The 26,910-nt window shown below is 40.6% G+C and carries 22 protein-coding genes; 9 read left to right on the top strand and 13 right to left on the bottom strand.

Annotated elements, in window-relative coordinates; all coding sequences use genetic code 11:
* Nucleotides 1-162: 162 nt before the first annotated feature.
* From dptG to LGT40_RS03805, 4 genes are read left to right on the top strand one after another with little or no spacing between them, the layout of a single operon-like run.
* Nucleotides 163-1,332, top strand: coding sequence for a DNA phosphorothioation-dependent restriction protein DptG (gene dptG, locus LGT40_RS03820; protein ID WP_226069784.1), 1,170 nt, complete (start codon nucleotides 163-165; stop codon nucleotides 1,330-1,332).
* Nucleotides 1,313-6,376 carry a DNA phosphorothioation-dependent restriction protein DptH gene (dptH, locus tag LGT40_RS03815; protein ID WP_226069785.1) on the top strand — a complete coding sequence of 1,688 codons (5,064 nt, stop codon included), beginning with the start codon at nucleotides 1,313-1,315 and terminating at the stop codon, nucleotides 6,374-6,376. Before dptG ends, dptH begins: the two co-directional genes overlap by 20 nt.
* A 5-nt stretch (nucleotides 6,377-6,381) precedes the next feature.
* Nucleotides 6,382-6,888: a hypothetical protein gene (locus LGT40_RS03810; protein WP_226069786.1), complete on the top strand. Its 507-nt coding sequence runs from the start codon at nucleotides 6,382-6,384 to the stop codon at nucleotides 6,886-6,888.
* A gap of 1 nt (nucleotide 6,889) precedes the next feature.
* Nucleotides 6,890-8,125: a DGQHR domain-containing protein gene (locus LGT40_RS03805; RefSeq protein ID WP_226069787.1), complete on the top strand. Its 1,236-nt coding sequence runs from the start codon at nucleotides 6,890-6,892 to the stop codon at nucleotides 8,123-8,125.
* 21 nt (nucleotides 8,126-8,146) lie between these two features.
* Here LGT40_RS03805 and LGT40_RS03800 read toward each other — a convergent pair whose 3' ends face one another.
* From LGT40_RS03800 to dndB, 5 genes are read right to left on the bottom strand one after another with little or no spacing between them, the layout of a single operon-like run.
* Entirely contained in the window at nucleotides 8,147-9,472 is a 1,326-nt protein-coding gene (locus tag LGT40_RS03800; RefSeq protein ID WP_226069788.1) for a class I SAM-dependent methyltransferase, read from the bottom strand.
* 13 nt (nucleotides 9,473-9,485) lie between these two features.
* Nucleotides 9,486-9,812: a DNA sulfur modification protein DndE gene (dndE, locus tag LGT40_RS03795; protein WP_247363599.1), complete on the bottom strand. Its 327-nt coding sequence runs from the start codon at nucleotides 9,810-9,812 to the stop codon at nucleotides 9,486-9,488.
* 23 nt (nucleotides 9,813-9,835) lie between these two features.
* Complete coding sequence (gene dndD, locus LGT40_RS03790) at nucleotides 9,836-11,830, bottom strand: DNA sulfur modification protein DndD (RefSeq protein WP_226069790.1); 1,995 nt, start codon at nucleotides 11,828-11,830, stop codon at nucleotides 9,836-9,838.
* A 3-nt stretch (nucleotides 11,831-11,833) separates the two neighbouring features.
* The gene (dndC, locus tag LGT40_RS03785) at nucleotides 11,834-13,399 is read right to left on the bottom strand and encodes a DNA phosphorothioation system sulfurtransferase DndC (protein WP_226069791.1); all 1,566 of its coding nucleotides are present in this window, start codon (nucleotides 13,397-13,399) and stop codon (nucleotides 11,834-11,836) included.
* Nucleotides 13,396-14,466, bottom strand: coding sequence for a DNA sulfur modification protein DndB (gene dndB, locus LGT40_RS03780; RefSeq protein ID WP_226069792.1), 1,071 nt, complete (start codon nucleotides 14,464-14,466; stop codon nucleotides 13,396-13,398). Before dndB ends, dndC begins: the two co-directional genes overlap by 4 nt.
* A 158-nt stretch (nucleotides 14,467-14,624) precedes the next feature.
* Here dndB and LGT40_RS03775 point away from each other — a divergent pair, with 158 nt between their 5' ends.
* A complete protein-coding gene (locus LGT40_RS03775; RefSeq protein ID WP_226069793.1) occupies nucleotides 14,625-14,912 on the top strand; it encodes an HNH endonuclease family protein in 288 nt (95 codons plus the stop codon).
* A 420-nt stretch (nucleotides 14,913-15,332) separates the two neighbouring features.
* On the opposite strand, the gene LGT40_RS03770 is transcribed toward LGT40_RS03775, so the two are convergent.
* The 7 genes from LGT40_RS03770 to LGT40_RS03740 form a co-directional block, all read right to left on the bottom strand.
* Nucleotides 15,333-16,256 carry a DUF1259 domain-containing protein gene (locus LGT40_RS03770; RefSeq protein WP_226069794.1) on the bottom strand — a complete coding sequence of 308 codons (924 nt, stop codon included), beginning with the start codon at nucleotides 16,254-16,256 and terminating at the stop codon, nucleotides 15,333-15,335.
* 92 nt (nucleotides 16,257-16,348) lie between these two features.
* Nucleotides 16,349-17,794 (bottom strand): chromate efflux transporter, encoded by a 1,446-nt coding sequence (gene chrA, locus LGT40_RS03765; RefSeq protein ID WP_226069795.1) that lies wholly within the window; start codon nucleotides 17,792-17,794, stop codon nucleotides 16,349-16,351.
* Between the two features lie 3 nt (nucleotides 17,795-17,797).
* On the bottom strand, nucleotides 17,798-18,727 hold the full coding sequence (locus LGT40_RS03760) for a chromate resistance protein ChrB domain-containing protein (protein WP_226069796.1): 930 nt from the start codon (nucleotides 18,725-18,727) through the stop codon (nucleotides 17,798-17,800).
* A 161-nt stretch (nucleotides 18,728-18,888) separates the two neighbouring features.
* Nucleotides 18,889-19,302, bottom strand: coding sequence for a TetR family transcriptional regulator (locus LGT40_RS03755; RefSeq protein ID WP_226069797.1), 414 nt, complete (start codon nucleotides 19,300-19,302; stop codon nucleotides 18,889-18,891).
* Complete coding sequence (locus LGT40_RS03750; protein ID WP_226069798.1) at nucleotides 19,295-21,151, bottom strand: tyrosine-type recombinase/integrase; 1,857 nt, start codon at nucleotides 21,149-21,151, stop codon at nucleotides 19,295-19,297. Before LGT40_RS03750 ends, LGT40_RS03755 begins: the two co-directional genes overlap by 8 nt.
* Nucleotides 21,148-22,779 (bottom strand): hypothetical protein, encoded by a 1,632-nt coding sequence (locus LGT40_RS03745; protein ID WP_226069799.1) that lies wholly within the window; start codon nucleotides 22,777-22,779, stop codon nucleotides 21,148-21,150. Before LGT40_RS03745 ends, LGT40_RS03750 begins: the two co-directional genes overlap by 4 nt.
* 15 nt (nucleotides 22,780-22,794) lie before the next feature.
* Nucleotides 22,795-23,922 carry a tyrosine-type recombinase/integrase gene (locus LGT40_RS03740; protein ID WP_226069800.1) on the bottom strand — a complete coding sequence of 376 codons (1,128 nt, stop codon included), beginning with the start codon at nucleotides 23,920-23,922 and terminating at the stop codon, nucleotides 22,795-22,797.
* 385 nt (nucleotides 23,923-24,307) lie between these two features.
* On the opposite strand from LGT40_RS03740, the gene LGT40_RS03735 reads away from it, so the two are divergent.
* The 3 genes from LGT40_RS03735 (at nucleotide 24,308) to LGT40_RS03725 (ending at nucleotide 26,146) form a co-directional block, all read left to right on the top strand.
* Nucleotides 24,308-24,970, top strand: coding sequence for an endonuclease (locus LGT40_RS03735; protein ID WP_226069807.1), 663 nt, complete (start codon nucleotides 24,308-24,310; stop codon nucleotides 24,968-24,970).
* A gap of 68 nt (nucleotides 24,971-25,038) precedes the next feature.
* Entirely contained in the window at nucleotides 25,039-25,602 is a 564-nt protein-coding gene (locus LGT40_RS03730) for a 3'-5' exonuclease (protein ID WP_226069801.1), read from the top strand.
* Nucleotides 25,603-25,789: 187 nt separating this feature from the next.
* A complete protein-coding gene (locus LGT40_RS03725) occupies nucleotides 25,790-26,146 on the top strand; it encodes an HNH endonuclease (RefSeq protein WP_226069802.1) in 357 nt (118 codons plus the stop codon).
* Here LGT40_RS03725 and LGT40_RS03720 read toward each other — a convergent pair.
* Complete coding sequence (locus tag LGT40_RS03720) at nucleotides 26,140-26,331, bottom strand: carbon storage regulator (RefSeq protein WP_136553363.1); 192 nt, start codon at nucleotides 26,329-26,331, stop codon at nucleotides 26,140-26,142. The two genes, LGT40_RS03725 and LGT40_RS03720, sit on opposite strands and share 7 nt — an antisense overlap.
* Nucleotides 26,332-26,501: 170 nt before the next feature.
* Here LGT40_RS03720 and LGT40_RS03715 point away from each other — a divergent pair.
* Nucleotides 26,502-26,910 (top strand): DNA polymerase Y family protein (locus LGT40_RS03715; protein ID WP_438861566.1); only part of this gene is annotated, 409 nt, incomplete at its 3' end.

Genomic DNA, 26,910 nt, shown 5'->3' with positions numbered 1-26,910 from the left:
TTTGAACTCAGTACTGTACTTTCTTCTCTTCGACATAAACACTCCTTTTGCCCATTATCAGGCTTCTTTGAAGTGTCCGCAAAATCGGGGTAGAACCCTAGAGGCAATGATTTTCAGTGGGAAAGTGTAATCGGCCTTGTTTTAAGAAGGGCACTACGCAAAATGATCCAAGATTTGGATTATGATAGCTTCGTTAATATATGCCAAAAATATCTTGTTGGTAAGCTAAGTGACAAAAACTTTTGGGATACGATTTTTAAAATGTACTTCAAACATGAAGACATCCTATTTGTCAGCCCTGAATTTAGTCTTTTTAGAGCTCAGAAGGGAATGTTCACTAAGTCCGAAGCAAGAGTGGCTAGCATATTTTCCTCACTCTTAGAAGATCATCAAATACCCGAATTCAATACACGATTGAATTTTTTAGAAAACGATATTTTGAATCAGTTTAAAAGTAAACTAATACCAGATCAAAGTCTGAATTCAAGGGAGTCTCCTTACCTACCATTTTTAGCTGAAAATTTTAAACAAGACTTCACTTTCCTTGCACGGCGACCACATTACTTGTTGTCAGAAATAAAGCAGTTTTTATCCTTATATGCCTTTATATACTGTGCCCAGCTATCATTGAACATCGATGATTGGAAATCATCTCTTCCACCTGATCCTAAACCACTTTTTTTCATCATGGATACAGAAAAGGCAAGTTCAGAGCGCACATATATCAAACGCTATGGATTTAAATCTTTCCATGAAGCATCTTATAAACTTTTCCCCATGTTATCGATGTTAGAAAACATTCAGCCCACTGATGAGCAAGTGATCCCTCTATGGCAGATGTATACGGTCATCCAGAACTCTTCTTTAAAAGATCAAGTGATCACTGAGCTGAGAGACTTCTCATCAGCTTTCAAAGAACAACGCGAATTGGATACTGAACTATCCATTTCAAACGATCTCTCTGATGTAATGCAAGATCTTATGAAGTTAGCAATTGAGCAATTTGCTTCCATTAAAACCACAAGAAATGAAATTAACGATAAATATGTAAAGGAAATTCAGAGTCAGTTTGGCAAACATTTCATTCAAACGCGTGGCCGTGCTGGACGAGTTTTGGTTCTCAGCCAAGACTATTTAATTCTTCTAACAAATTTATCTGTGGGCGAGTCGGACCGACTGCAATTCCATGATCTTATTAGTCAGTTTTCAGCTAGGGGGATTTTCTTTGATAAGCAATCTCAAGAAGCTTTAATAACATTCTATGAAAGAATAGGAAACATTGAAAGAATGAGTGATAGCGGGGATGCAGTATATGTCAAAAAGACAGTTTGAGACTTTTCTTGTTGAACAGCTACTGCTGAGAACCTCTCCAACAAAAATCAGACATGGTAATAAATATAAATTTAAATCTCCGGATTTTGCCAATAGCCAGCTTCTCTATCAAGCTCTAATTAACCATTCACCTGATGAAATCATTATTGATAATGATGTCCACCTCCCTGTTTTTGAGAAAGATGGTTGTAAAGTTATCAGTGTTTTGCACTCTGAAGATCCAGCGATAATTGGATTTACTGAAAATTATATATCGAGATTAAGGGATGGTGTTTCCGGTCAGCTTCCTTCAATAGATGGTTATGCATTAATCATAATTCATAATAGCCAACTTGACACACTTATTAATTCGGCAGAAGACCTTGCTACTGACAATAAATGTTGGAGCCCAGAACATATTCAAACTGCTTTAGAAAAGCTTATTGATAATAAGCTAATTTCAAGAGAAGTTTCTCTTTGTCTGCTTGATTATCAATTCAATATTATCAAAGAAGATGGTTCAACCATATTTGGGTTCGAGCCGCTTTACCAGGCATTATTAGATGGCGACCTAAAGTTCAATGAATTAGGTTTGCTTGAAGATCCCATTGTAGTAAACATGCAAGGTAACTCAAAACAAATTACCAAACGACTAGATGAAAACCGTGAGCTATATCAGGAGCTAGAATACGAAACTGAACATTTCTTCGGACAGCTTCATGATAGGTTAAAAAGATTTAGTGACAACTTTATTGATGAACACTTTTCCAACCCATCAAGCTGGAAGAGCTTCGAATACGAATCATATAGAGAAGAAATAGAAAATAATAAATCTCAAAACCTAATACTCGTAGCTGAAGAGTCAACGACTGGTCAACTGTTGACACGCCCTAAATCAGATACCAAAGCTGGTCTAAGAGATAGAAATATCATAATTCTATTAGAAGAGGGCCTAGATGAGTTTTCTTTAAGACTGACTTTTAAAGGCCTGGAAATCGATAAATCTCAATTTGAAGTTAAGAACAATGACCTTGGAAATAAAGAATCGATATTAGTTAGGAATGGATTAAAGTCATACACAACCTTGACTGGGCCTTTTGACGGAAGTCCCACATTTTTTACTCTCACGCTTAATAGAGATAAATCATCCGAGTCGTACAAGTTCAAATGTTTAATACTACGGAAAGGTGAGTTCCTTGTTGAAGCCTTCAAAAATGCCTATTTGATTAATCCACAAAAGAAATTAATCACATTACAGACAGAAGACAATTCTCTCAAAATTAGTGGCGATAGCTCTCAAGAGTGTCTATTGACAGATATAGGTCAAGTTGTTGATTCCTCAAAGTTTGGAGTTATCAATTATGAAGGCTTGGCAAATGAAGCCGATGACATAGACTTCATAGTGAGATCAGCTTCAAGTCGATTGAAATTTTCTATTGAAGGAGCTGTAGCCACTTCCTCTTTAGCCTTACCACTTTTGTTGAGCAAAGATAGAGCAGTTAAATTATTCGATGATCAATACTACGGAGAATATTTAGGAAGCAAAGGAAAGGTTAGTATTGATAATTCTGAATATCAGGTTCTTGGGGTAAGACTGCAGCTATTAAGAGAAGAGTATTCATTTATTGAGGAAGGGATTGTTTATAAAGATCTCAATTCAAAGATAACTGTTGATGAGTTGATCAAAGCTTATCCTGATCTGGGAAATGCCTACAAGTCTCTTTATCAATATCTCATCAATAAAAAGACTCTTGTCTCTCTTGTATCATGGGGAGATACATTCAGTGCTATTGTTTCTGAATTATTGGACGCCTACGAAAAGGCATTAGATGAAATAACAATCGACACCACAATGAATGATTCTCAAAGAAATCTTTTGAGAATTGGGCTTGATACTATTGAACGTGAAGAGGAGTTTGAACGGTATATTTCACCATATCATCCAATAATTTTGGCTTATTATCAAAACTTGGCAATAGAAATTAGAAGTGATGAATTTGGCTCATATTCGAGCCTTCCATCAGTTACGATCAGTCGTCTTAATCCAAGAGGATTGCTACCATTTGTCTACAGTTCTGAAACAGATTTCTCTTATACAAGTCAAGTTAGAGAGAACACGTTTTGGCTGAAGCTGGTTCCTCAACAAGACACTAGTTACGATTATGTAAGGAAGTTAGTTAAAGAAAAAATCAATGAATTTCTTCAGGCTTACAATCAACTTTTTAGGAGTAAATCCAGGAGTAGTTTGCTGATTAGTGGCGTTAACCTGAGTAACTGTAAAGAATTGTTCTTGGGTATTGTCGATTATTTTATAGAAACTCTTGACGAAACAAATCATGTCCACGTTTACCTTTGCGACCACGAAATAGAGTATTCAGCATTCGATCAATTTGCTGAAACTGGTAGTTACGACCAAATAAAAAATTGGCTAGGGCTTGATAAGGGAAAAGTGAGAGATAATGCAGATCTGATTATTGATCTACTTAGAACGAGACTGAGTTTTAGTAAATTCACTCACTCTCAATTAGCTCAATCTCAGCCATATGCACACTTAAGCTTTTTCAGAAACACCGAAAAGGTCGATATAGCTGATGTTTCAATTGAAAACTCACTTAGTGGTGTTACATGCGATGGTCTCATAAATGGTGAAGCTTCTGAGAGTGAATCTGGTAGTTATTACACTGGCTTTGGACTTCGTAACATCCATTATGAGAAATATATTCATCTCAGGCTCGCAAATAAGGTTGGGGCAATGCAAGTTCCAGCATTTAGGCTTAACACCAAGTATACGGGTAAGAATGCTATTGCATTAGCTATCAATGAAAGCTTTAAAAGTCTCCTGGAAAAATCATATGACAGCTCAATTTGGACAACAATAATTGATCCCAAGGTCACTTTAGATTTTTTCCATGAACAACAAGATGTAGTTTTAATTCACTATTCGGACCAATACACCAACTCATCAAATTACGATGCGATCACAGTTACTAAACAGATCGAGCTATATAAACAGTTAATGGTTAAAGATGGTGGGGGGCACATAAATGAGTTCAATGCATTTAATGGTGATTGGCTACTAAAAATGTTGACCTCCAGTGACACCATTCGGAAGGAAAGGAATGGGGTTATAGGTGCTTACAAATTTATTTTTGGTTTACTCAAAAATTCAGATGTTACCTGGGTACCACTTTCAGTTGCAGAGATGTTGAGAGTCGCTGGAAACATTGGGCTGAAAATGTCAGATAGCGAGTTTTCCAGAAACGTTCATGGTTATAAGTCTGGGGCAATATCAGATGACGTTTTATTTGTTGGGTTTAAAGATGAAAGGCTCTATCTACTTCCATTAGAAGTTAAAACTGGCACGACACCGGATTATGGAAAAGCTATAAAACAAGCTAAGGAACTTCGTAGGTACTTAGCAGAAGACATTCTTGGTAGCGACTCCTTAGCCTCGAAAATTTATCGTGGCCTATTTGTTCGACAAGTTTTAATGCAGATAGACAAGTATAAATTGTACGAAGTTTTTTATGATGATTATTTCGATCCAGTATCAGACCAGAGAGAATGGTGGTTACAGGGAAATTATAAAATAGGGACTTTTGAGCACTATCCACAAGGCTTTGTTTTAGCACATCTGGAGGCGGCCAATATAAGTGGTGCAACATACGAGCTGGATGATGAGATACTAATTACGAAATTACCAATGTCGCTGTTAAATATGTTGGTATCTACCCCGCTTCAAAAACTCATAAATAATGATCTAGCTTCTAAATTTCATATTCCAGAGAAGTTCTTGTTGTGCGAATTAAAAAATATAAAAACCTATACTGATTCTTCAAACTCATCGACCCAACTTGAGCCATATATAAACGATATGGCAAGTGAAACAAAAACTGCTAAAACTCTATCCACTGATAAAGTGGAGGTGGTTGAGCTAGCAACAAATCTTAAAGTTATGTTCGGCCATAACGACATAACAAACGAACCTTTAATCTGGGAACCAACGAACACCTCAAAATTCATGAATACCAATACCGGAATTATTGGAACCATGGGTACAGGTAAAACACAGTTTACAAAATCTGTTGTCACTCAGCTTCATCGAAATCGTATACAAAATGTTGATGCTAGACATATTGGGTTACTGATATTTGACTATAAATCAGATTATGTTGATGAAGATTTTTTAAGTGCAACTGAGGGCAAAAAATATAATCTCCACAGGCTTCCATACAATCCATTGAGTTTATTTGGAAGTACTCCTATGCTACCGGTACATACTGCTAGAGGCTTCTCAGAGACAATGGGGAAAGCCTTTGGTTTGGGGCAAAAGCAACAATTAAAACTACGTAAACTAATTGCAGATGCCTATGACTTGGCAGGTATAGCTAAGTCAGATTCGTCAACATGGTCGAAGCCGGCCCCAACTATAGCAGATATATGGGCGCTTTTTGTTGATAGCGAGCCTGCTGAGGACTCGCTATACGCTGCCTTGGAGAGCCTACATGAGCTTGAGATTTTTGAAAGTGATGTGACTAAATGCAAAAGTCTCTATGAGTTAATTGATGGTGTCACCATTATTGAGCTGGCTGCATATCCGGGCGAGATACAGAGTCTTGTCGTCGCCCTGACGCTGGATCTGTTTTACTCACAAATGCAGAAACAAGGTAAACCTGAAGTTCAGGGTAACTTCAGACAAATAACAAAAATGATATTGGTAGATGAAGCTGATAATTTCATGTCTCAAAACTTCCCGAGTCTGAGAAAAATCCTGAAAGAAGGTAGAGAGTATGGCGTAGGTATATTGCTTTCGACCCAGGATATTACACATTTCCAAACTGGTGAGAATGATTATTCAAGTTATATACTGACATGGATTATTCATCGTGTTGCTAGGCTCAAAAATCAAGATATAAAAGCTATTTTTAATGCGAGTGATAAAACAGAACAAGAGGCCTTAATGGCCACCATAGGCAAGCTGGATAAACATTACAGTCTTTATATAGATGGTGATAAAAAGGTTCATAGGATGAAAGATACTGCTTTTTGGCAGCTTAAGGACTAATAAGCATGTCAATTAAAGTAAGGAAAAGTGCCTGGGGCGCCCTCTTTATAAATTTCGTTCAACGAATAAGAAATGCATATTGCAGTCCTAAATTTACCGCATGGGCATGTTGCTTTATTGTACTTGGAGGAATGGGAGTCTGGCTGCCGTGGTTGATTAATTCGCAACTTTCCACTGAAAGTATATTTACTTTCTCTTATGCAGTTTTAGGTGGGTTACTGATTGAAGCTTTCCTTAAGGGGACTAACTCAAGTAGTGATGCAACTTTATGGGCATTAGTCCCAGGTTTAATCGCATTACTACTAGTATCTATTGGATATGGTGGAGATAAAGTGAATGCACATGGTGTATTCAATACTTTTGCATACTTTGGACTTGCAATCACAATTCTTGTGGTGTTTTTGGTTGACGTGAATGATGATAAGTTCGATAGCGATGATCCATCAAAAACGTCGACCGTAGGCTACAAAGATGCAGATATAGAAAAAATTTCTAATAAGGAAGACCCATAGAATGTATCCATTTAAAGCAACTGCTATTAGAGTTGATCAACCACTTGGTTCTTTTTTTATTGCCTCCATTCCTGCTAAATTACTACTTGATACATGCCATTCTGTTAGAGCTGAACTCCTAGATTATGAAGAATCAACATCTATTCATGCAATAGGTAAGTTTTTCGATAAAATCAAGGGGACTCAAAGAGAACACAAACCCCGTCGACTTGAACAAATTAGGTCATACACTGAAGAAGCTGAAGCATGCTTTCCTAATGCGATAATTCTGGGTGCGAATTACAACACCGATGGAGAATTTGTAAGCGATGAGGGCATCCGTTGGAAAGTAGAGGAAGTGAGCGACGGGGTATACAATTTATTTATACCTTCCAAAGAGAAATTGGCCTCAATTATTGATGGTCAGCACAGAGTTTTTGGCTTTGAAGGCTCTTCCCGTCAGGAAATGCCTTTAGTATGTTCAATCTTTATCGATTTGCCAATGCCTTATCATGCTCAGTTATTCACAAAAATTAACACTACCCAAAAACGGGTAGATAAAAATTTGGCATATAACTTATATCAGTTTGACATGGAGCAGGGAGATTCAGAAACATGGGGGCCAGAAATATTAGCAGTATACTTTGCTAGAGTATTGGCTTCAGACAAAGGCTCACCTCTCAAAGGTCAGATTAAGCTTGGTTTAAGCGGCTCTAAAGCTAATACAACTATTTCTATGGCATCCATAGTTGACGGTATCTTAAGCCTCATTACATCAGACTCTGAAAAAGATCGCAGCCTTCTTCACAAGGTATCCCTTAGTGAAGGACGTAGTAGAGAGTTGCTTCGAGAAGTCAGTACTTCTGCACCCTTAAGAGAGCTGTATCTTAATAATAAAGATAAAACGCTTTATGAGTTGATTTCAAACTATTTACGCGTGCTTAAAAGTTTACTTTGGGATGAATATGATGAGGCGTTTATCTTGAGAAGGACTCTGGGTATTCAAGCGACATTTGATTTTCTAAGAGAAATTGCAAAACATTATGACTCGAGCCATTACTCGTATGATTTTTTTGAAAACCTTCTAAAGCCAGCACAAAATATTGATTTTGGCGATGAGTTCTTTGGTGTTCAATCAAAAGTTCGAACACGGATCAAAAATTCCTTATATGTATCCTCAGGGATAAAAAAAGTAGAAGATTTGCAGTGTTCTGAAGAAGACAAAGTGGTTATCAGAAAACTTGTTGGAGAGGTTTGAAAATATTAGGTCTTATAAAAATCATATTTTTTTGTATATATAATTTTCGAATTTGTCATAAAAGTTGACACTGCTTGGGGTTTCCCAAGCTTTTACTAACTCCATTTCTAAATCATCTACAAGTATTTTTTTTAGTATTATTTCATCGTGAATATAATATTCTCTGGTATCAGATTTGTTTAAATTTTGCTTAAGTGAAAAATATAGATAACCTCCTGGTATAAGACATTGCCAAAGCTTTTTAAATGCAATTTCTATATCAAAAGAATTAAGATGCAGTAATGAGGCGGATGCCCACACTGCATCAAAGGTAGGACCAAATTGAATTTCACTAAACTTCATTTTTTCACAAAAAGCGAAAGGGTATTCATTACACATATCTACCATAGCTGCTGAAGCATCAAATGACCTCACTTTATATCCCTCCTGGATAAAGTATTTGGTATCTCTGCCTACACCACATCCAGCATCGAGGATCCTTGCTCCTTTGGGGATAAAACGGAAAAACTCATCGTAAATACCAGACATATCAGCTTTTCTGGTTCTTAAAGCATATTGTTGTGAGTTTTCATCATAAAACCTTACGGTCTTATTGGGGGAGTATTTTTTCTGAACGTTATTTATGTTTTTTGATGACTCAATCTTGTGGATCTCATTATCTATTGCTCCATCAATCTCTCTGGGAAATACAATATCCTCAAGGTTTTCTGAGAGCCCTTCCAATTTCCCATCTGCAGCAAGCTTAAGCATCCTAAAATGTGCAGCTAGTTTACCAAGTAAAGTATGAAGTGCCGGATTGTCAATATAGCCTCCATGACTTTCAATTAATTCAAGACTCCTTTCAGAAATTTCTAAAATATTACTTAATATTGATTGATCGTATGGTTTGAGCTTTTCAATGCCGACAAGACCAGATTCATTTTTTTGTGTCAGAAAACGTAGTGTTCTAAATTTTTTACCCTGCTTCTTTTGTATAGATTTTTCTTCAAGTGCAAAGTGTTCATATAAGATAAATGACTCTTCACGTAGAGCGTTAAAGGGACCATAGAATTTTTCAATTTTTTGTAATTGCTCAAATTTGTGATTTTTAGCCTTCTCATTTTGAATTTGTTCCAGTCGCATTCTGGAATCTGAACGGTATTTCCAGATTGTATATAAAGTGGTCCCAAGGGCTAAAAGTACAGTAGCCAATGAGGTTATTACAACGAGCTGGTCAGACGCTATAGGCCCTAATTTATTGGAAGGAGATTCTATGCTGCAGCGGACATTTGAGTTACCGTCTGAGGTAACTTGACCAAAGACACATTCAATAGTCTTCTCATCTAAAGGTTTCACATAATCAGCCATAAATTAATTCGTATTAAATGGAGCTAGTAAAACTTAGGAGCGTTTTGTGATTTCGCAATGATGCCATTCCATCTTCCACATGCGCAGCCCAAATAATCATGTAATCTTTAGAATTTAGATTTGGATATTTGTATTTCAACAGTTGTTCAGTGATAAACATCGTATCCCCAAGCCAGGTAATCTTGTCTAAAACTAAATTACCATCAAGTTTCTTTTCTAAAGCATCTACATTAGTACCTGATTCAATGGATTTGAAAAAAGCTAATCGAGCTAGCACATTTGGCGTAACCCCAATGTTTTGTTTAAGACGTTTAAGATGTTCTTCTGTTTTTTTATCCAAATTCATTCTATTAGGAAGCATACTTACATAACCATATTAGTATCATTAATCCAAAAGTAGCCTTCTTTAATTTCTGAAGACTTCTCATGGCTGTTATATTTGATCTCATATGAATGAGATATGGAATCTTTCATTGCCTCAAGGTATTGCTTATCAACTTCTGTATCTGTGGAAAGGATGATTACCTGGTGACTTGCTTGAGGGAAATAATTATCCACAAGTTTATCCCTGTGATTGGAGTCCAGTCTTCCTAGTGGTGTGTCAATGATAATTGGTAACTTGTGGCCCGATGCTTTCGCAAGTGCTTCTAGAACAGCGATAGCATATATCTGTTTTTCACCAGCAGATAGAGTTTTTCGATTGATTTTCTGGTTCTCCTCGTTGACAAGATTTACATCAAAGCTATCAACATCGATTTCTGCATATAGCTTAGAATCTTCTTTTCTGGCCAGTTTTTTATAACTTTCTATGAAAGCACTTTGAAGTAACATAATCCGAGATAGTTTAATTTTCTCTGAAAAATCTGTGAGAAGATTGTTTGCCTTTTGGGCGTTTGTAATAGATTCCGCTTCATTGGTATCTGTGCGATATTTGTCATGAAGTGATTGGAGTTTTCTTGCAGTACTTGCTGCATCTCGATAAGCTTTTTTTGCATCGTCGATGAGTGACTTTCTGTCTAATAACAAATTTGTTAATTTTGAGTTCAGGTCTCTTATTACTTGGAGATGATTGTTTAAACGGTCTTGGTCAGGTGCTCTAGAAATATTTACAGAAAGTTTTTCTATTTTATCTTCAATCGTTAATAGTTTTGATATGGTGTCATCAACTCTACTTTTACTTGATTTAGAGGCTTCAGTAATTTGGTATTGCAGTTGTCCTAATTCTCTATCAGATATATCTAACTTGATGTCATTTGGATCCACAGCAGAATATTGTCCAGCAACATTATTAAGAGCCCTCATCGTGGATCTAGCGTCACCAGCTTGTTTTTCTAAGCTAAATTCAACTTTTTGTAAAAAATCATTTAACTGAGTTTTGAAGGCGAGTTTTTGTTTTATTTCTGATTCAGTTTCAAGTTGTACTAATAATTCTTTTAGCGGATTTGAAGCTAAGGATAAAGGAAAAAAAGAGTCCATTTCTAAACGTATAGCTTTTTCTAATTCTATTTTTTCTATCAAAAGCTGTTCTAATTTCGATTCCTCTGTTTGCCTACTTTTAGCCCATTCACCACCACTTTCAGATAATGATTGCTCAGCTTGAGATAGCTCTTTTTTTAGAGAAACGATACTGGTATGTAATATTGAGATTTCATTTTCAATAATCTCCGCTGTATATTCCTGTTTTTTTTGTTTTTCTTCTAAGTCGAGCAATTGTTTTTTAACATTCTCTGGCATTGTCTTGACGTTAGACCGTTTGAGAAGAATTGAGAGATCACTTTGAAGTCGAGCTATTAAATCAAGTCCAAGTAAACGTTGAACAGCCGTCCGGAGAATTTTTCCTGAACTATCTTCTGCGAGTTCCGCTATTTTCTCACCATCAAAAAAGAAGAGATCAGCTACTCCGGTTGGGATCAATTCATTAAGAAAGCCCTGCCCCTGTTCATAGCTCAGTTCTTCTTTTAATGAGTTTCCATGAAACACTTTAAGTTTGTCTATCTGACCAGAATTCCAACTGCGCTTGACTGTGTACTCATGAGTTTCACCATTATGATTAAAGTCAAAAGTGAGAGTAACACTCGCCCGAGTTGCTGAGAGTTCGCTAGATTGTCCTTGATGGATGAGCGATTGAAGATAATTTTTATAATCTTCTATTGAACACCCATATCCAAGAGAGTTTTTGCCATATAAGGCTAAACGAACGGCTGTAAGAATTGAGGTTTTTCCTGCCCCATTTAATCCTCCAAACAAAATTATTGGTTTATGGCCTAATTCATTGTCTTGGCGCTGCGGTGCAAGGTCTATTTCGTGAATACCACGAAAAACCCTAAAGTTTTCTAAGGTCAGTTTTTTTATGATCATATTTTAGTGATATTCTCGATCAAGCTTGTCGAGTTGGCTGACTGCCTCATCAAGTTTTTTAATTTGTTCTGCATGAATATCAAAATCTCTTTTACTCTGATGCTTTGAGTGTTTCTGTATAATTTGTTCATAGCTTCCCCAATCTTGCTTGAGAATACTTTCAAGCTTGGCAAAGATTCCTCTCCTTTGGCTTAGTCCAGACATAGAGTTTTCGACTTCAATGAGCTTCATTATCATTTCAGCATCAACTCCATATTGACTTCCTAATTCCTTAAGTATTTCTGCATCGTGCTTATCGAAATTGACATTGTCATCATAGACCCAGTTTAAGTCGGTGTTATATACGGAACGGTAGATAGTTGGAAGTGAGTCTTCCCAGTCTGGTTCATTTGGATCGGTTAACCACTCTTTGCGAATAGCATGGAGTTCAGGTTTCGTAATCAATTCTATTTTGTGGCCTTTTGAGTTCAGATCTTTTTCAATCTCCAGTAACTCTTTCAACCATTCTTTTCGATATTTCAGCCAGTATGGGCCAGGAATATGACCTCGTTCTTCTGATATATCTTGTCCTTTTGTAGCCCACTTATAACTGACTTTACCTATACGTCTTTTGTAGTTTCTAAATGTATTCTTATTTTCCACAATGCCTGTATTAGCCAGCATATTCCGAAATTTCAAAAGTGGTTCCATCCAATCGTCACCAGATTCGATCAAGCTTTCCATGGCTCTATCTTTAGTAACCACTGTGCAAGTCCAACAACCAAATCTGGAGTTCCCACATGAGGGAGTAGACTCATCAATTACCATTGGACATTCACCTTGACTTGAACCAAGGTAAAGAAGCCATAACCCATAGTTACTAGCCCCCCATGGGGCATCATATTCATCAAGGTCTCTAATTATTTTCCAGACATCATCAACTGACCAAGTATCAATAGGGGTATAGATAAAAGCATTGCTGAGTGATGTATGTCTTGCTAGGCGTGTCCCACTAATTTTATGACGTGCTATAACTTGGGCTCGAGACTGGCTTTCCTGACTCCTTGAGCCAAGTACAACAATTACCTCATCATATTCTGCTACTTGTTGTTTGATAAAATCAGATACAGGATCTATTTTTAATCTCTCAGTACACCAGCGAAATTGACGAGTAGGAGCTGGATAGCCTTTACCCAGTAAATTTACCCAGAATGTTTCGTTCGTTTCAGGAATGACCTTGTGAGTCGTAATGGGTAGATTGTCACGAAGTGCGCCTTCTTGAACAGCATCCAAGGCGTTATTAATATGATCAACCACTACGGGAGTTTCAACTAAGGTATCTGATGCTACGACAAATACTGGTTTATGTCGCTTTTCACTGGGTAAGCCTAATAACGAAACATAAACAAGAATAAGTACAGCTGTAGAATCTTTCCCTCCACTAAATCCAATGACCCATGGACGTTTGTCACTAAGATAGATTTCTTGTATTTCAGTTATATAGTCACTGGCTTTAACTTCAGAAAAATTCTCTTTTTCAAAAAAACTCTTATATTTCTTCGGGATATTATTGTTCAAAATTTCCATCATTTAACCTTATGCTCGAGTTGCATTTCATCTGTATTCAATTCCAATTTAAAATGAGTTTTTAGATAGTTTGCTGTTAGAGCAATGTTGATTTGTGCTTTACTTAATTTGCCATGAAGCATGCTTCTTTTCTGGAATTCAGGATTTGTTTTTCTCCAGTCAACTGTTTTTAGGTTAGGAAGTTTTTCTTTCCAATCAGTGGGGTACTCTTTAAGAAGGGTATTCCCTAATGAACCTAGTGCATGTAAGCCCAATCCATGAACATTTATAAAATCTTTTCGTGCTTCAGCTGCTGATAATGTTTTTTGATATACCATCTGCCATTCGGGAATGTAATTGAAAACCTCAGTCCAATATGAAGCAGCTAGATGCTTTTCATCTTCTGTATAGCTATCTTTGGTTCTTTTACCTAATAATGCTCTTGATGCCTGTTTTATTCCGCTCAGAGTAAAGAGTTTTCCACTGTTTGATGAAATATTCGATTTTTCTAATTCAGTGAATCCTTTAAAAGGGGAAACTTCCATTGCTAAATAACGTGCTAGGTCTGATGCAGCATCTCTTTTATCATAAAGAGAAGATAATGAAGGGCTAGGCTTCACGGCATATTTATTAAGATCAGCAAACATTTGCTGACTTCTGGTTAATCCTTCATCAATGAAAAACAACACAGCAATATTATCTTGGCCAAGATCAGGATGCTCACGAACTGCCTCTTCAATTGCCTTACGTCTATGTTGACCGTCATTTATTAATATTTGAGCATCAAGGGGGATATTAAGAGTACCAATATTAGATGTTGCGATACTCTCTTCAAACTTTACCTCGGATCCTACGGAAGCAGTTAGAGCAGAAAAAATATAATCATTTGGATTCAATAAAAGATAACGTACCATTTCAGGAATACGAGATTTATTTAGTGTTCTTTGAGCACGAAGGTCTGCCGGTAGCTCCTCTTCGTCGTACATAAAAATTCTTGGAATAATTCGCAAGGGGCATGTGGCAACATAAAAAGGCCTGCCTGCTTGAACCCCCCTAATAGCTGGAAAACTATAGCAATATCCTGAAGTCATGTTCCCTACGTAAAAAATAACGTTAATAACGTAAATATTTTACGTTGTAAAAATCATTCTTACCAATAAAATATAGAACTTTTTGATAAAAGCATCTTCACAGCGGTTAATGTGAATAGCTAAATGCATTTAATTCCTATTAATAAAAATTACAATCCATGAAAAATGAACGTTTACAGTGCTTTTTAATCCTCATTATTAGCTTAACCTTTGGTAGTGAAGCATTTAGCACACCACCATCTACTTTCGAACAAGCAAAAGTAGCTGCTAAAGAAAAGATTTATTTTGATCGAAATGATGACGGCTCTACCTATTGTTCCTGCAAATGGAAATGGGTTGGGCAAACTGGTGGTCGAGTCGACTTTAAATCTTGTGGTTATAAAGTCAGAGCAGAGGGACAGCGTAATCGGGCACAGCGTATTGAATGGGAACATATCTTATGTTGACTTAGCAACATGTTATATATGATTAACTGACTGCTTTATATACATATATGCTCATATAACTATTTCTAATTCAAGTTAAGCTTGTCGATACTTATAATGCGAGGCGTCTCGAAGCGGTTTCAGCAGCTACGAGAATCGGTGCGAGTATTGAAGATGTCTCGCAACGTATTCTCGTCCAAGCCAGTCTGTGCAGTCGCGCAGGTACAAGAAAGGGGGGAAGATTCCTTCTCCATGTACTTATCATCTATGCGCAACTTCACACAGAAAGCCATCCACTATCCCCCGTAACTGGGGCCTGAACACCACTTGCATGACTGACAGGTGTATTGGCAACAGAACGAGCCAAGGGATGACCCGCACACCGTGGATGCCATCAGGAATCTAATAGCTAAAACATTCGTAAGTCGATGTTTTGCTCCTTTAATGGCTTGTGCCGGCGTTTTTTTGAGCTTCTAATGCAGCATGAAGCCCCCGTGCCAATACCTCAGGATCGCCGTTACCCCAGTAGTGCAAGAAATAATAGGGCGGCGTTTCGCCAATCATGTGATTATGCAAAGCAACGATATGGATACCGGCGTCGCGTAGAGCATGCATAACAGGTTGAACCTCGCCAGCGGTCATGGCGAAATCCCCATCGACGACCGCATGATCTTTATTGCCAGTGAAGGCCGCCCAGGTCGCCAATCCCATTGATGCGCCAAACTCCGTGCCATGCATGGTGGCACTGCGGCCAAAAGTAAATTTTAGTACCTGACCATTGAGACTGCCTTCGGCACCCAATATGGTTTCCAGCGACGCTGTGTCATACTCCCCGGTGATTTCGGGCACACTGCCAGGAAAGCGCTCTACCGGTGTGGCGTGTTTTTTGCGGACCTTCTTTATGGCGTCCCACATGGCCTTGACGCCTCCGGCAAGCTTTTCAGCGCTCTGTTCGTGACCACCGATATGCATAAAATAAACAGGAGGTCGATCAAATATAAAATGGTTATGCAGCGCAGTGATTTCGAGACCATGGGCGAAAGCCGCATCCATTGCCGGAGTGATTTCATCCTCAAATACCACTGTGTCACCCATCAGCATCACGCCGCCATCCGGAACTGTCTTGAACGCAGCCCAACTGCCCAAACCTGCTGGTGTCGGGAGCCGTATTCCATCTACCAAGACCGGCACATCGTCGCGTTGCCAGCCGATGCGAACTACGCCGTCCGGTTTGACCGTCGCCTGTGTGTCCGCAGCCTTACTGATGATTTCTGGATCTAGACTGCCGGGCGCATCAGCGAAAGCAACTGGTGCCTGCATCAGCAGAGCGGTGATAATAAATATTTTAAGCGGATGGGTTTTCATAATGATCCTCCATTATTAAGTTTTTCGATTGGGTTTTAAATTGTTTGAGATTCAACCTGACGAACCGGATACTCACCGCATCGGTTAGCCTTTTACGGTGCTGGAGCGCCTCCAAATAACAGGTAATAAATGATACCCAGCAGCGCAGTGACAAAAATCACCGGCAACATGCCCACCTTGAAACGCAGCATTGCAATAAAAGCTCCCAGAGCCAGCACAATGCTGGAAATCTGAATGGTGTTCCATGTTGGTAATAACCACTGTATACCAAAGGTCTGAACTGTATTAACCTCATTGAAAGCCACATGTACAGCGAACCAGATGGCCAGATTAAGCATGACGCCAACTACTGCAGCGGTCACCGCCGACAGGGCTGCGCTAACTGCTTTATTTCCGCGCAGCGTTTCCACATAGGGTGCCCCCAGAAATATCCACAAAAAACAAGGAACAAAGGTGACCCAGGTCGCCAGGAGCGATGCGAGAATACCCGCGGTAATGGGATCAAGCAGTCCTGCATCTCTGAAAGCACCCATAAAACCGACAAATTGAACTACTTGAATAAGGGGACCGGGCGTCGTTTCTGCCATGCCAAGGCCATCCAGCATTTCTCCAGGCGATAACCAGCCGTAATTCTGTACAGCCTCTTGCGCCATGTAAGCTAAGACTGAGTATGCGCCACCAAAGGTGACGACTGCCAGCTTACTGAAAAAAAGTCCTATCTGAGTAAAGACATCGTCATACCCCAGTGTCATAAGCAAAACAATTAGCGGTGCGAACCATAACGGCAGCCAGACCGCGAGCACTTTAAATGCCCGATTACGTGTTGCCTTGGTATGGTTTGCTTGCCCGCTATCGATCATATTGTCGATCGCACGATCAGCCTCTTCCGGGGCATCGTGGCCCTTGATAATCGTAAAACGTTCTGGGTCTATATACCTCCCCAACAAACCAATAAAAGCAGCCGTCAGTATCACTATCGGAAATGGCACTGCAAAAAAGAAGATCGCAATAAACGCGGTGGACGCCAGTGTGTACATATAGGCATTTTTGAGGGCACGTTTGCCGATACGAATAACCGCTTGAATGACGATCGCCAGTACGGCTGCCTTGATACCAAAAAACAGTGCTTGCACCCAGGTTGCATCCTGAAACCCGGCATAGAGAACGCTGAGCACCAGAATGCTTAAAAAGCCCGGCAGTATAAATAGACCACCGGCGACTAAACCTCCCCGGACACCATGCAGCAGCCAGCCAATGTAGGTAGCGAGTTGTTGGGCTTCTGGGCCGGGTAGAACCATGCAGTAATTGAGCGCATGAAGAAACCTGTTTTCACTGACCCATCGTTTCTCATCCACCAGAATGCGGTGCATGACTGCGATTTGGCCTGCAGGACCACCAAAGCTCAGCATGGCAATGCGTAACCAAACGTGCACGGCTTCCCTGAACGAAATATGGTGGCCGAATTTGTTGAGATTACTTGTCGTTGTTTCTCTGGTGTTTTGATCCACCAAGTCAGGAGGAGATGAATGTTCCTGCATACTCTATTCCCCTTTTGTGTGGGCCGTGTACAGGCTGTCGAACACCTGCTTGGCAGCCAGCAACAGTTGGTCATCGTCGTTGAGAGTCTCACGAAGGCCCATCAATATGTACTCAACCCCGGCGGCTTCCCGTGGCTGATAGCCGCCTACATCAAGGTAGTGCACCAGTTTCCCAATCCTTTGTAGAGCCACATGACGCAGGTCAAAGCTCGCCAGTAAAGTCTCGAAGGTGACTTTTTCAGCCACATGGGTGAAGGTGGCCCCATCGAAATCGAAACCCAGCGCGTTATCGGGGCAGTCGTCTGGAGAGTTCAACCACACAAAGTGCGCTTGCGGATCGATGAATTGCTTAATCAACCAAGCGCTGGCCAGGCGGTCCACCCAAGGCCGACGACGCGTTGCCCAGAGCCTGCTCTGGTAATCGGCTGGGTCGAGAACATCGATAATGCCTGAAGCGGGTAATGGTTCATCAGGCGATAAAACCCGGTTGGCATCGGTTTCCAGTTCCTGTAACGCCCGGTCAACTCGATCACGGGCAGTGCCTGGGAAGAAGTCAATCTGTGAAAGTCGTCCGAAGCCTTTACGCAGTTTACGCATCTCCTTCATGATTTCTAAAGCTGATTCTGGCGACAAGGTTGCCCGTAGCTCTGCAATGGTCGAGTGCAAAGTCTCATAGTCATCCGAACGATCGAATAATAATGGGAAGTCATGCGCTTCCGCGTCGTCAGTAGTGAGAACATGGGCAACACCACCAGTCTCGCGAACATCGTGGGCTATTGCCTCCAATTTGTTTAAATGATCTGGGTGAGCTGGCAATAGATAGACACCGTCGCGCAGCGACGCGGCCCCCAACGCTTTAATAGCACGCCATGCCCGCATACGCACCGTTGCGTTTTCAGTGGGGAGGGAGAGTATTAGTAATAACCACGACATAGTGTAAAGTGTACTACTATTTTGTAACGATTACTACCATTTAAACCAACCAGGGCCTTACAATGAGGCTTCTATCTTGTCGCTTCATTGTCCTTTACGAAATTAAGCAGCTAATCATAAAACGCGTTTTATTTAACTGGATTGCCTCGTTACTGCTGACGCTATGTAGAGCTATTTGGTTTTAAAATTCTCACATTTGCTGAACCTGCTATCGCAAGAGTCTCGTGGAGTTCATCAGTCAGAGCTCGATTTTTAGAAACCAAGACATTAATCTTAGTGCGAAGCTCAGCATTTTCGGTGCGTAGCTGCCGATTTTTTGCCTTTTCCAATCGCAGTGCTTCATGTTTTTTATCGCGTTGTATGCGATTTTGTTTACCTAGCATTGTCCGGATACGGTCTGCCATATCGGGATAGTTGTTATGAATGGTTGCCCGACTTACTCCTGCTTCCTCTGCCACGGCAGCAACAGACATTTTGCGCTCTTTACTTACAACTTTAGGGCGACCTTTTTCAATACGAGTAATTGCCTGGCGTATGATATTTCGGGTTTGTTCTCCTTTAGATGACTCAGCCATGGCGGCTTAACCTCTCGGGGTTAGCGCCTAAATCAGAGAGCACTTTTTTACAGCGATTGATGTCACGCTCAACCCGTTCCTGTCCAGATGGGCCAATATCATCTATCTGACGTAATTCCACCTGTTGCGCATAGATGCTTTCCCATATGGTCTGTCTCGTATCGTCGATAACTGATTGTTTGCAATCCGCGCAACGTGTTGTATCGACGCTTTGGCCGCCATTACAACCGCTGAAATCGGCCGTACACCACGCAACGCCTGTACTTCGGATTGAGATTTGCCCGGAAAGTTTCTCTGCCATTTCTCGTCGCCCACTATAAGTTGTGAGCACTTCCTGACGATTACGGAAGTTTTTGATTGGCTCAGCCATACCTCCACTGATTGGGGTGTCCTGATTCAGCCAATGATCTAAAACATCGATTTTAATGTTTCGCACGGAAGCAAGTATTTCATCATAAATTTCAGCATCCTGGTTCTCGTTAACGGCATAAAGCGCAGTCATGTCGAGGCTCCAGTGTTTGAAATGCTCTCTCAAATAGCGCAAATCGCCATACGCTGAGTGAGCGGCATAAACGGCAAAAGTGCGCCTGAACTGATGAGGGGTAAAACGCCAGTCGATTCCGTGTATTTCGGCAAATTTGTTTAGTCTGCTTCGAATGCCTGCTCCGGAAAGGGTTTTGATACGATCGTGTTTGTGTGAGTGCCCAAGTAACAGAATATCTTGATGTTGCTTCAACACAGACAATTCAGGGCAATGCTTGTTATGCTCAGAAAGCCTATATATTTCGGCCTGAACCACCTCTGTTAGTGGCTTAGTTATTCGCTCAGCTAGATTAATTGCAGTATGCGCAATCGCCGGAACAAGCCAACTGGTTTCCCCTTCATGAGTTTTGTCACTATAACCATTGATCCAGTGATAGCGTTCGCCATCATCACCAACTGTGGTGGAGGCACACCCAGACCGTAAGCTGGCTAACTCACTAAGACGGATACCGCTGGTAATGAGTATTATTAACATGCATGCATCCAGAAGCCTGGCAATATCCTTATTAAGGGATTGAAGTCCACCCCCATAGCCTCGCTGAGCAAGTTTGATATTAAGATTTGTGGAAAACAATCCTACCTGCTGGCATTGATGTGCAGCATTACGATGCTCAAGTAATTCTTCTGCATTTTCTAACCAGTTAAAAGCTTGGCTGAACAAGTTTGATAGAACTTCATCAGGGATAATGAGGGTCTTTCCCACCCACCTGTTTTCGTCGAGAATTCCAGAATGTAAAGTAGCAGACGATTCCGGCCAAGGGTGAGCCATTACGTCAAAGCTGTGGCGGCTGAGTTGATGAATCATCTCAAGTGCCGAAAACCGTCTGGATAAAGTGTTTGCGCTCAAGTGCTTGCCTGATTGGGAGCTGATTTTTGAGCGACAGGTTTCCACATACTGGCTCGTTAGCAATGTATTAACACTGTCGAGACGTTTAAAACCGTGCTGTTCAAGGAACTGTAGGAAAACGACCGCATTAGAGAAAAACTGTATAACAGTACTCCCTCTTGGGCGAACGCTACCTTCTAATCCATAGAAGTAAAAACGGAGCACCATAACTTTCAAAATACGCTGGAAAATTAGAGGGACTCTATCGAAATTCATCGTCTTTTGATGATCTGCAGCGTAGTGGGGAAACAGTGCATTCGGAAGTACCCAGACAGAGTTTCCAAAACGGCTCAGCGGGATGTGACTCCCACCTCCTATACTCCTCGCAGTAACTACCATGTTAGCGTCAGGTTCATCTTGGTTTGATCGCTCTAAGAAGCCCGTTACTCCACTATGAATTTTCACTTCGTCTATCGTCATACGCCAACCTGAAGCATCTGAGGATCTCGCCAGAATGGATGCGGGGTATTCTTCGCATTTGCACGAGCCTGAAAAACTTCCTTTTCATCAAATTGTGGAGCAATCTGTCGATCAACAATCCTGATAATATGTGCATAATATCGACTCCAGTTATGCACTCCAATCCGCTCACGCTCACGAACAAGTAACCAGTAAAGCGAATAGACTCGATACAGATCATCACCTGTCACCACGAAGTTCTTACAGATAAAACAGTTTAAGAAGCTTGTACAGTGACTACCATTTTTGGGGGCGCGGTCTCCATTCAGGTTGTCGCTACATCCCGCTACGGGAGTATTCTCTTTAACCACCTCAGTCGCATTGCCAGCCTGTAAAAGAGACTCAACGAGCACCTTCCCCATAAAATTCCAATGCTTCTTTGCTTCTAGCGGGGCTTCCAGATAGTGATCATTGTGTGCACGCATGCCATGCCCTAACACTGCGGCACTAACAAATGTATCTTGGCCTGAGAGTTCCCAAATGTGATTTGCAAACGTTTTTCTCAAGCGCATCACATTCAAATTGATAGGATTTCCATCATCGTCTTCCAATTTGTATTTATTCACTAGTTCATCGGCGGCTAAGCTCAGAAGTCTGTTAGTAAGTCGCCGGCTCTCTCCACGAGAACTTCCTCCACGACTTTTACCTACAAACAAAAATTGAGAATATTTACTCCGTTTACGAATTTCTTTGTTGCGTGTTAGTACCAGATCGATAATTACAGAAACCTGAGTCGCCTTGACAGGCACTATGAACTCTAAGGTCTCGCTTTTACGAATGCTCTGGATATGGGTATTTTTACCACGGCGTTTGAAACTGACCAGAAGACGGTGTGACGGTTTCAATGGATGTTGTTGAAGACAGTCAATAGGTAACTCTAGCAGTGGGGTAGGATTCAACCCCGTCCGCGCAGCAATTGCAAACGCGCATATGCCAAGCTCATAAAATGACATTGAGCCTTCTCCACTGGCAATATATTGCAGTTCAGATCCGAGTGCTTTGAAAACCTGCGCCCGCTCACTTTTTGACAGCGCTCGTTCTCCCTTTTTTTGATGATTAATTTTTGGATATGGATTAGCAGGGAAAATATCAGGTGATATAAGATTTTGACGACTCAGTGCCATCAGAACGGATTTAGTCAATGTGTAGGTGTTTTTCTGCGACGTCACACTGAGCTCTGTACTGCCTAAATGTATAATAAATTTTTGGATGAGATTACGCTTTATATCTTCCAATGTGAGATCGCGTTTAAGAGCATGAGACCATGCAGCACAGAAAGGCAAGAAGGTTGCCATACCGCGATTGCAGTAGGAGATAATGCTCGTCATCGAAAGGGTTTGTCCATGCGTTTTTCGGCTCGCTATCACCATGCTTTCAATCACCTGCTGGCACGCCGATACTATGTCGTCACAACCCTTTTCGTAAAACAGGGCAAAGTCAAAGTAGCGCAAACTGACTGTACTTTCTCCAAATTCAATTAAAGTCTGCGCTGGGCGCTTCTCCAGAGTATTGTTATTGCTTGTCACATGGTCATAGATTGGCTGAACCACGGTTTCATTAAAAGTAGGCTTGAACTGCTTCTTTCGCATTTACATTGTCCACATTTACGTAAAAAGAGCGTCAATTTCCCGCTGGTAGTTCGTCATAAGATCATCTTCAACCTCTGATAGCAGGTGCAGATATTTTTCTGTTGTGCTGACCGAGCTATGACCAAGTCGATCGCGGACGTAGAGCAACGGATCAAAACGGCTTTGCCGCTCACGTAACCCATATAGCGTATGAGTTGCATACGTATGTCGGAGTATGTGCGGAGTTACTTTGAATGGAAGACCTAAACGCCTATACAGGTTGTTCAATCCTCGGCCACCATCTGCCCAAGGTTGACCTTGTTTATTGAGAAATAAAGACTGCTGCATTTGCCCACTGAGAATCTCCAGAGCGCTTCGACGGTGAATCACGTACTGACGAAGGTCTTCCATCATGCGAATCGGTATATCAATACCACGTCCTTTACCACCTTTTGTTTTCATGGTTTTGGGATCTAATTTCACCCGAACGAACTCTTTGAAAATCTCATGTTGAGCTGTTTCAATTACATAAGACACTGGGAATGTCGCCAACTCTTCTTTTCGCATACCAGTCACCAGAGCCAAACGCGTAATTAAGAGAAGAGTGGGGTTTTTGATGCTCTTCAGAAGTACCTTCACTTGTTGTCGAGACAATACTCGTATTTCCGTAGGCTGCGTCTTAAGCATAACGTCGGGAGATATTTTAAGACCACCTGAAGCATCCGTGTGAGCAAGAAATCCTCTCGACTGACGCACCCGAATTGTATCCATGTCATAAGGCAGTGAATCAATCCACCCCTGCTTTACAGCAAAGATATAAAACCGGATGATGACCCTCAACCGGCTATTGACAGTCGATGCATTCAGTCCAAGCTCACCTAATGACCAGTCACGATATGCAGCCAAAATAGTGTGGTTACGATGATAATTAAACTCTCTCCAGTCGAATCTATTACCTTCTAAAAAACCGAAATAGTCATATAAGGACTGCCCATAAACAGCCCAGCTACGAGGGCTTTGAACACGACCTCGTTTGATACATTCATGAAGAAGAAATTGATGCGTTTCCTCTATGAACTCCATATTTTGATCCAGCAGGATTGGAAACCCGGGATAGCTGATTGCGTTTAACTTAAAATCCTCGGTTGCAAAAATCAGTTCCATATCAGCAAACCTTCGCTTCAGAGAACACTCTGTTTTACCTGGTCATTCGGCATGGGCAATAAAGGCCTGGGTAATAAATGATTTTTTGGTATTGGTAGTAAGAATTACGATATGTGGGTAGAGCTGAACTGATGGTGTAGAGACCACACTAGGGGAAGTAAGGTTGTCACAATCGAAGGGGACAAGTTCGCTATTAAGTTCTGCCACTCAGAAACCTCAAGCATCCATCAGATTTTCGTGGAAGTATCCTCATTAAAATTTGTCAGTAATCAACTTTCATAATATGAGAGCACCAGCCATTTCATTTTTTATTCAATTATGGAGTTAGTTTTCACAGCAACTGTACCAAATAAGTATTAGTAACACTTAAAAGTCACCTTAACATATCGTTCCTGCATCAAACTTTGGCCGTGCACGGCAATGTTGGCAACAAGGTGGTCGTTCGAACTGTAAACAAACCGATCCAGTATTCAATTTGATGGAAGCTGATTTACATAATCTCACACCAACAGTGGGTGAGCTTAATTCAGATAGACAGAACTTCAACTATGGAGTCTTACCAGCGACATCTAAACGACATGGAGCTTGTGACTTCAAAGTTGACTTTAAAACTAGAGTGGTTGAACCCCGTAATGAGATTAAAGGGTTCTTGGCAAGAGTGTATTTTTACATGCATGACCGATACGGCATGAATATGTCTCAGCAACAACAACGCTTATTGATGTCCTGGCATAACGTTTATCCGGTTTCAACGTGGGAATTGAAAAGGGACCGCCGCATATCATTTATAACGGGCCATTCAAATCCATTTGTGACTGGTGAAAAGAATTGGAAGATTGGACAGAAAAGTTCAGCAAAAGTAGCAATCACTGCCAATAGAGCACCAGTTGTCCAAAAGATAATTAGGGGCAACCGTAACAGTAAAGTTTTTCATTTACCCCATGAGTGCCCGTCATATGACAAAGTCAGCCCCAAAAATATTGTCGAATTTGTTTCCGAAACCGAAGCACATGATGCAGGTTATAAAAAAGCAGGCAATTGTAATTAGGATAATACTTGAAATGTTTTCCCTTAAACTATTTGTTTGGAATAGTACAAATTAGGGCTGTAAACCACATGATATTAGTCGTCGATCTGGAAGCAACTTGTTGGGAAGAGAAGGTGGATGGAACCGATCGCCGGCAGACGGTAGATGATATGGAAGTGATTGAATTTGGTTGTGTCGTCTGTGAAATAAATGGAACGGTTATCGATTCAAAATCTTTTTTTGCACGTCCCAAGTTACATTCTGTTTTAACTGAATTCTGTACAAAGCTAACGTCGATCAAGCAATCAGATGTTGATAATGCCCCATATTATGCTGATGCCACGAAAACATTGAACGAATGGCTTGGACAATACGAATTATCACAATGGGTGTCATGGGGAAACTATGATAAGAATCAACTTTTAAAAGAGTATGAGAGACACGGCGTATGTCCAAGCTTTCTTGATTTACCTCATGAAAATTTAAAAAAGCGGTGGAGTAAAGGTAAAAAAGCTTTTCGTAACGCAGGTCCTAAAGTTGCCTTGGAGTATCACGGCCTAGAATTTGAAGGCAAATATCATCGTGCAATTGATGATGCATTAAATATCGCACGACTATTACCATTTATTTATAACGAGACCGTGGAAAGATAATTTATTGCTACAGAAATGGTTTTTTTATTACTTACATTAGTTCACGAAAGTATTGTAAAAATTCAAATAGATTGTTAATTTACGACTGTGCTTCGTTATTACGAGCACGTTTTGCCAGTTGGATGATCCACTGGTTCCTTAGTTTCTGCTGAGCAGGGCGAGGTAACCAATAATTGTGGAGAACTTCATGGCAAAAAACCGACCTTCTCTCCGTGCACCTCGCACTAAAGCTTTCAAAAAACAAAATGGCCGTTGCTACTACTGTGATCTACCCATGTGGATCTCAGATGCAAAGATCTTTTCTCAGCGTTATAAAGTAACTCTAAAACAAGCTGAACAGTTCAAATGTACAGGTGAGCACCTCACTGCGTTTCACGCCGGAGGCGCTTCTAATCAATCCAATATTGTCGCGGCTTGTCATTACTGCAATGCTAAAAGGCACGCTCGTAAAGAGGAACTATCACCCAAGACATACAAAAAGAAAGTGCAGAAGCGCGTGCGAGCAGGAAAATGGAATGCAGGGCTTCTGTTAAGCGCTCACTGATTCCCTGAGAGTTTTTCCTGAATTCTTAAATAGATTTCTTCCCGATTCACTGCCACCTCTCTGGGGGCAGTGATTCCTATCCGAACCTGGCTTTTTTTCCCATAACCAGATACGCCTAACACTTCAATCATGACTCCTTGTCCAATATAAAGTTTTTGGCCAACCTGTCTCTTTAAAATCAACATCCTTGTCTCCTTATTTTTCCGCTATTGCGAGCTTACAAAAATTATTGGCTGATCTCACATGGCTTCATAGAGTCTTTTACAAAATTCTTATTGATCCAATCACAATGGTTCTCTATATTTTCTCTTCTCTGTATTTTCTCGTTTGGTCATAAATTTAATTGAAGGTGATTATGCCTGCTGTAAGTGATGAATTCTGGGACAGGGTTATTATATTGGTCGATATGAACTGCTTCTTCGCCCAGATAGAGCAACAAGATAATCCGTTTTGGCGTAACAGGCCTGTGGCCATTACGAATGGAAAATTAGGTAGCACGATTATCACATCTTCATATGAAGCCCGGGCGTATGGAGTAAAGACGGGCATGCGTCTGAAAGAGGCGAGAGGACTCTGTCCCGAGCTTATTCAGGCTCCAAGCCGACCGCATCGATATGTGGAAAAATCCACTCAAATTATGCAAGCGCTGGAAAAAATAACCCCCGACCTTGAAATATATTCCGTCGATGAAGCTTTTCTGGATGTTACCCATTGTCAGAGCCTTTTAGGAAATCCGGAAACCATCGCTAAACTAGTAAAAAAAA

The organism is Methylophaga pinxianii, from assembly GCF_020447225.1.
GTDB classification, from domain to species: domain Bacteria; phylum Pseudomonadota; class Gammaproteobacteria; order Nitrosococcales; family Methylophagaceae; genus Methylophaga; species Methylophaga pinxianii.
This window is presented reverse-complemented; position numbering and strand designations above follow the sequence as displayed.

Excerpts from the sequence above, each read along its gene's own strand:
- chrA (WP_226069795.1), bottom strand. The coding sequence starts at position 17,794 with ATGCAGGAACATTCATCTCCTCCTGACTTGGTGGATCAAAACACCAGA.
- LGT40_RS03750 (WP_226069798.1), bottom strand. The coding sequence starts at position 21,151 with ATGACGATAGACGAAGTGAAAATTCATAGTGGAGTAACGGGCTTCTTA.
- LGT40_RS03745 (WP_226069799.1), bottom strand. The coding sequence starts at position 22,779 with ATGCGAAAGAAGCAGTTCAAGCCTACTTTTAATGAAACCGTGGTTCAG.
- dndB (WP_226069792.1), bottom strand. The coding sequence starts at position 14,466 with ATGACTTCAGGATATTGCTATAGTTTTCCAGCTATTAGGGGGGTTCAA.
- LGT40_RS03725 (WP_226069802.1), top strand. The coding sequence starts at position 25,790 with ATGGCAAAAAACCGACCTTCTCTCCGTGCACCTCGCACTAAAGCTTTC.
- LGT40_RS03805 (WP_226069787.1), top strand. The coding sequence starts at position 6,890 with ATGTATCCATTTAAAGCAACTGCTATTAGAGTTGATCAACCACTTGGT.
- LGT40_RS03775 (WP_226069793.1), top strand. The coding sequence starts at position 14,625 with ATGAAAAATGAACGTTTACAGTGCTTTTTAATCCTCATTATTAGCTTA.
- dndD (WP_226069790.1), bottom strand. The coding sequence starts at position 11,830 with ATGATCATAAAAAAACTGACCTTAGAAAACTTTAGGGTTTTTCGTGGT.
- LGT40_RS03810 (WP_226069786.1), top strand. The coding sequence starts at position 6,382 with ATGTCAATTAAAGTAAGGAAAAGTGCCTGGGGCGCCCTCTTTATAAAT.
- LGT40_RS03770 (WP_226069794.1), bottom strand. The coding sequence starts at position 16,256 with ATGAAAACCCATCCGCTTAAAATATTTATTATCACCGCTCTGCTGATG.
- LGT40_RS03755 (WP_226069797.1), bottom strand. The coding sequence starts at position 19,302 with ATGGCTGAGTCATCTAAAGGAGAACAAACCCGAAATATCATACGCCAG.
- LGT40_RS03730 (WP_226069801.1), top strand. The coding sequence starts at position 25,039 with ATGATATTAGTCGTCGATCTGGAAGCAACTTGTTGGGAAGAGAAGGTG.
- dptG (WP_226069784.1), top strand. The coding sequence starts at position 163 with ATGATCCAAGATTTGGATTATGATAGCTTCGTTAATATATGCCAAAAA.
- LGT40_RS03760 (WP_226069796.1), bottom strand. The coding sequence starts at position 18,727 with ATGTCGTGGTTATTACTAATACTCTCCCTCCCCACTGAAAACGCAACG.
- dndC (WP_226069791.1), bottom strand. The coding sequence starts at position 13,399 with ATGATGGAAATTTTGAACAATAATATCCCGAAGAAATATAAGAGTTTT.
- dptH (WP_226069785.1), top strand. The coding sequence starts at position 1,313 with ATGTCAAAAAGACAGTTTGAGACTTTTCTTGTTGAACAGCTACTGCTG.
- LGT40_RS03720 (WP_136553363.1), bottom strand. The coding sequence starts at position 26,331 with ATGTTGATTTTAAAGAGACAGGTTGGCCAAAAACTTTATATTGGACAA.
- LGT40_RS03800 (WP_226069788.1), bottom strand. The coding sequence starts at position 9,472 with ATGGCTGATTATGTGAAACCTTTAGATGAGAAGACTATTGAATGTGTC.
- LGT40_RS03740 (WP_226069800.1), bottom strand. The coding sequence starts at position 23,922 with ATGGAACTGATTTTTGCAACCGAGGATTTTAAGTTAAACGCAATCAGC.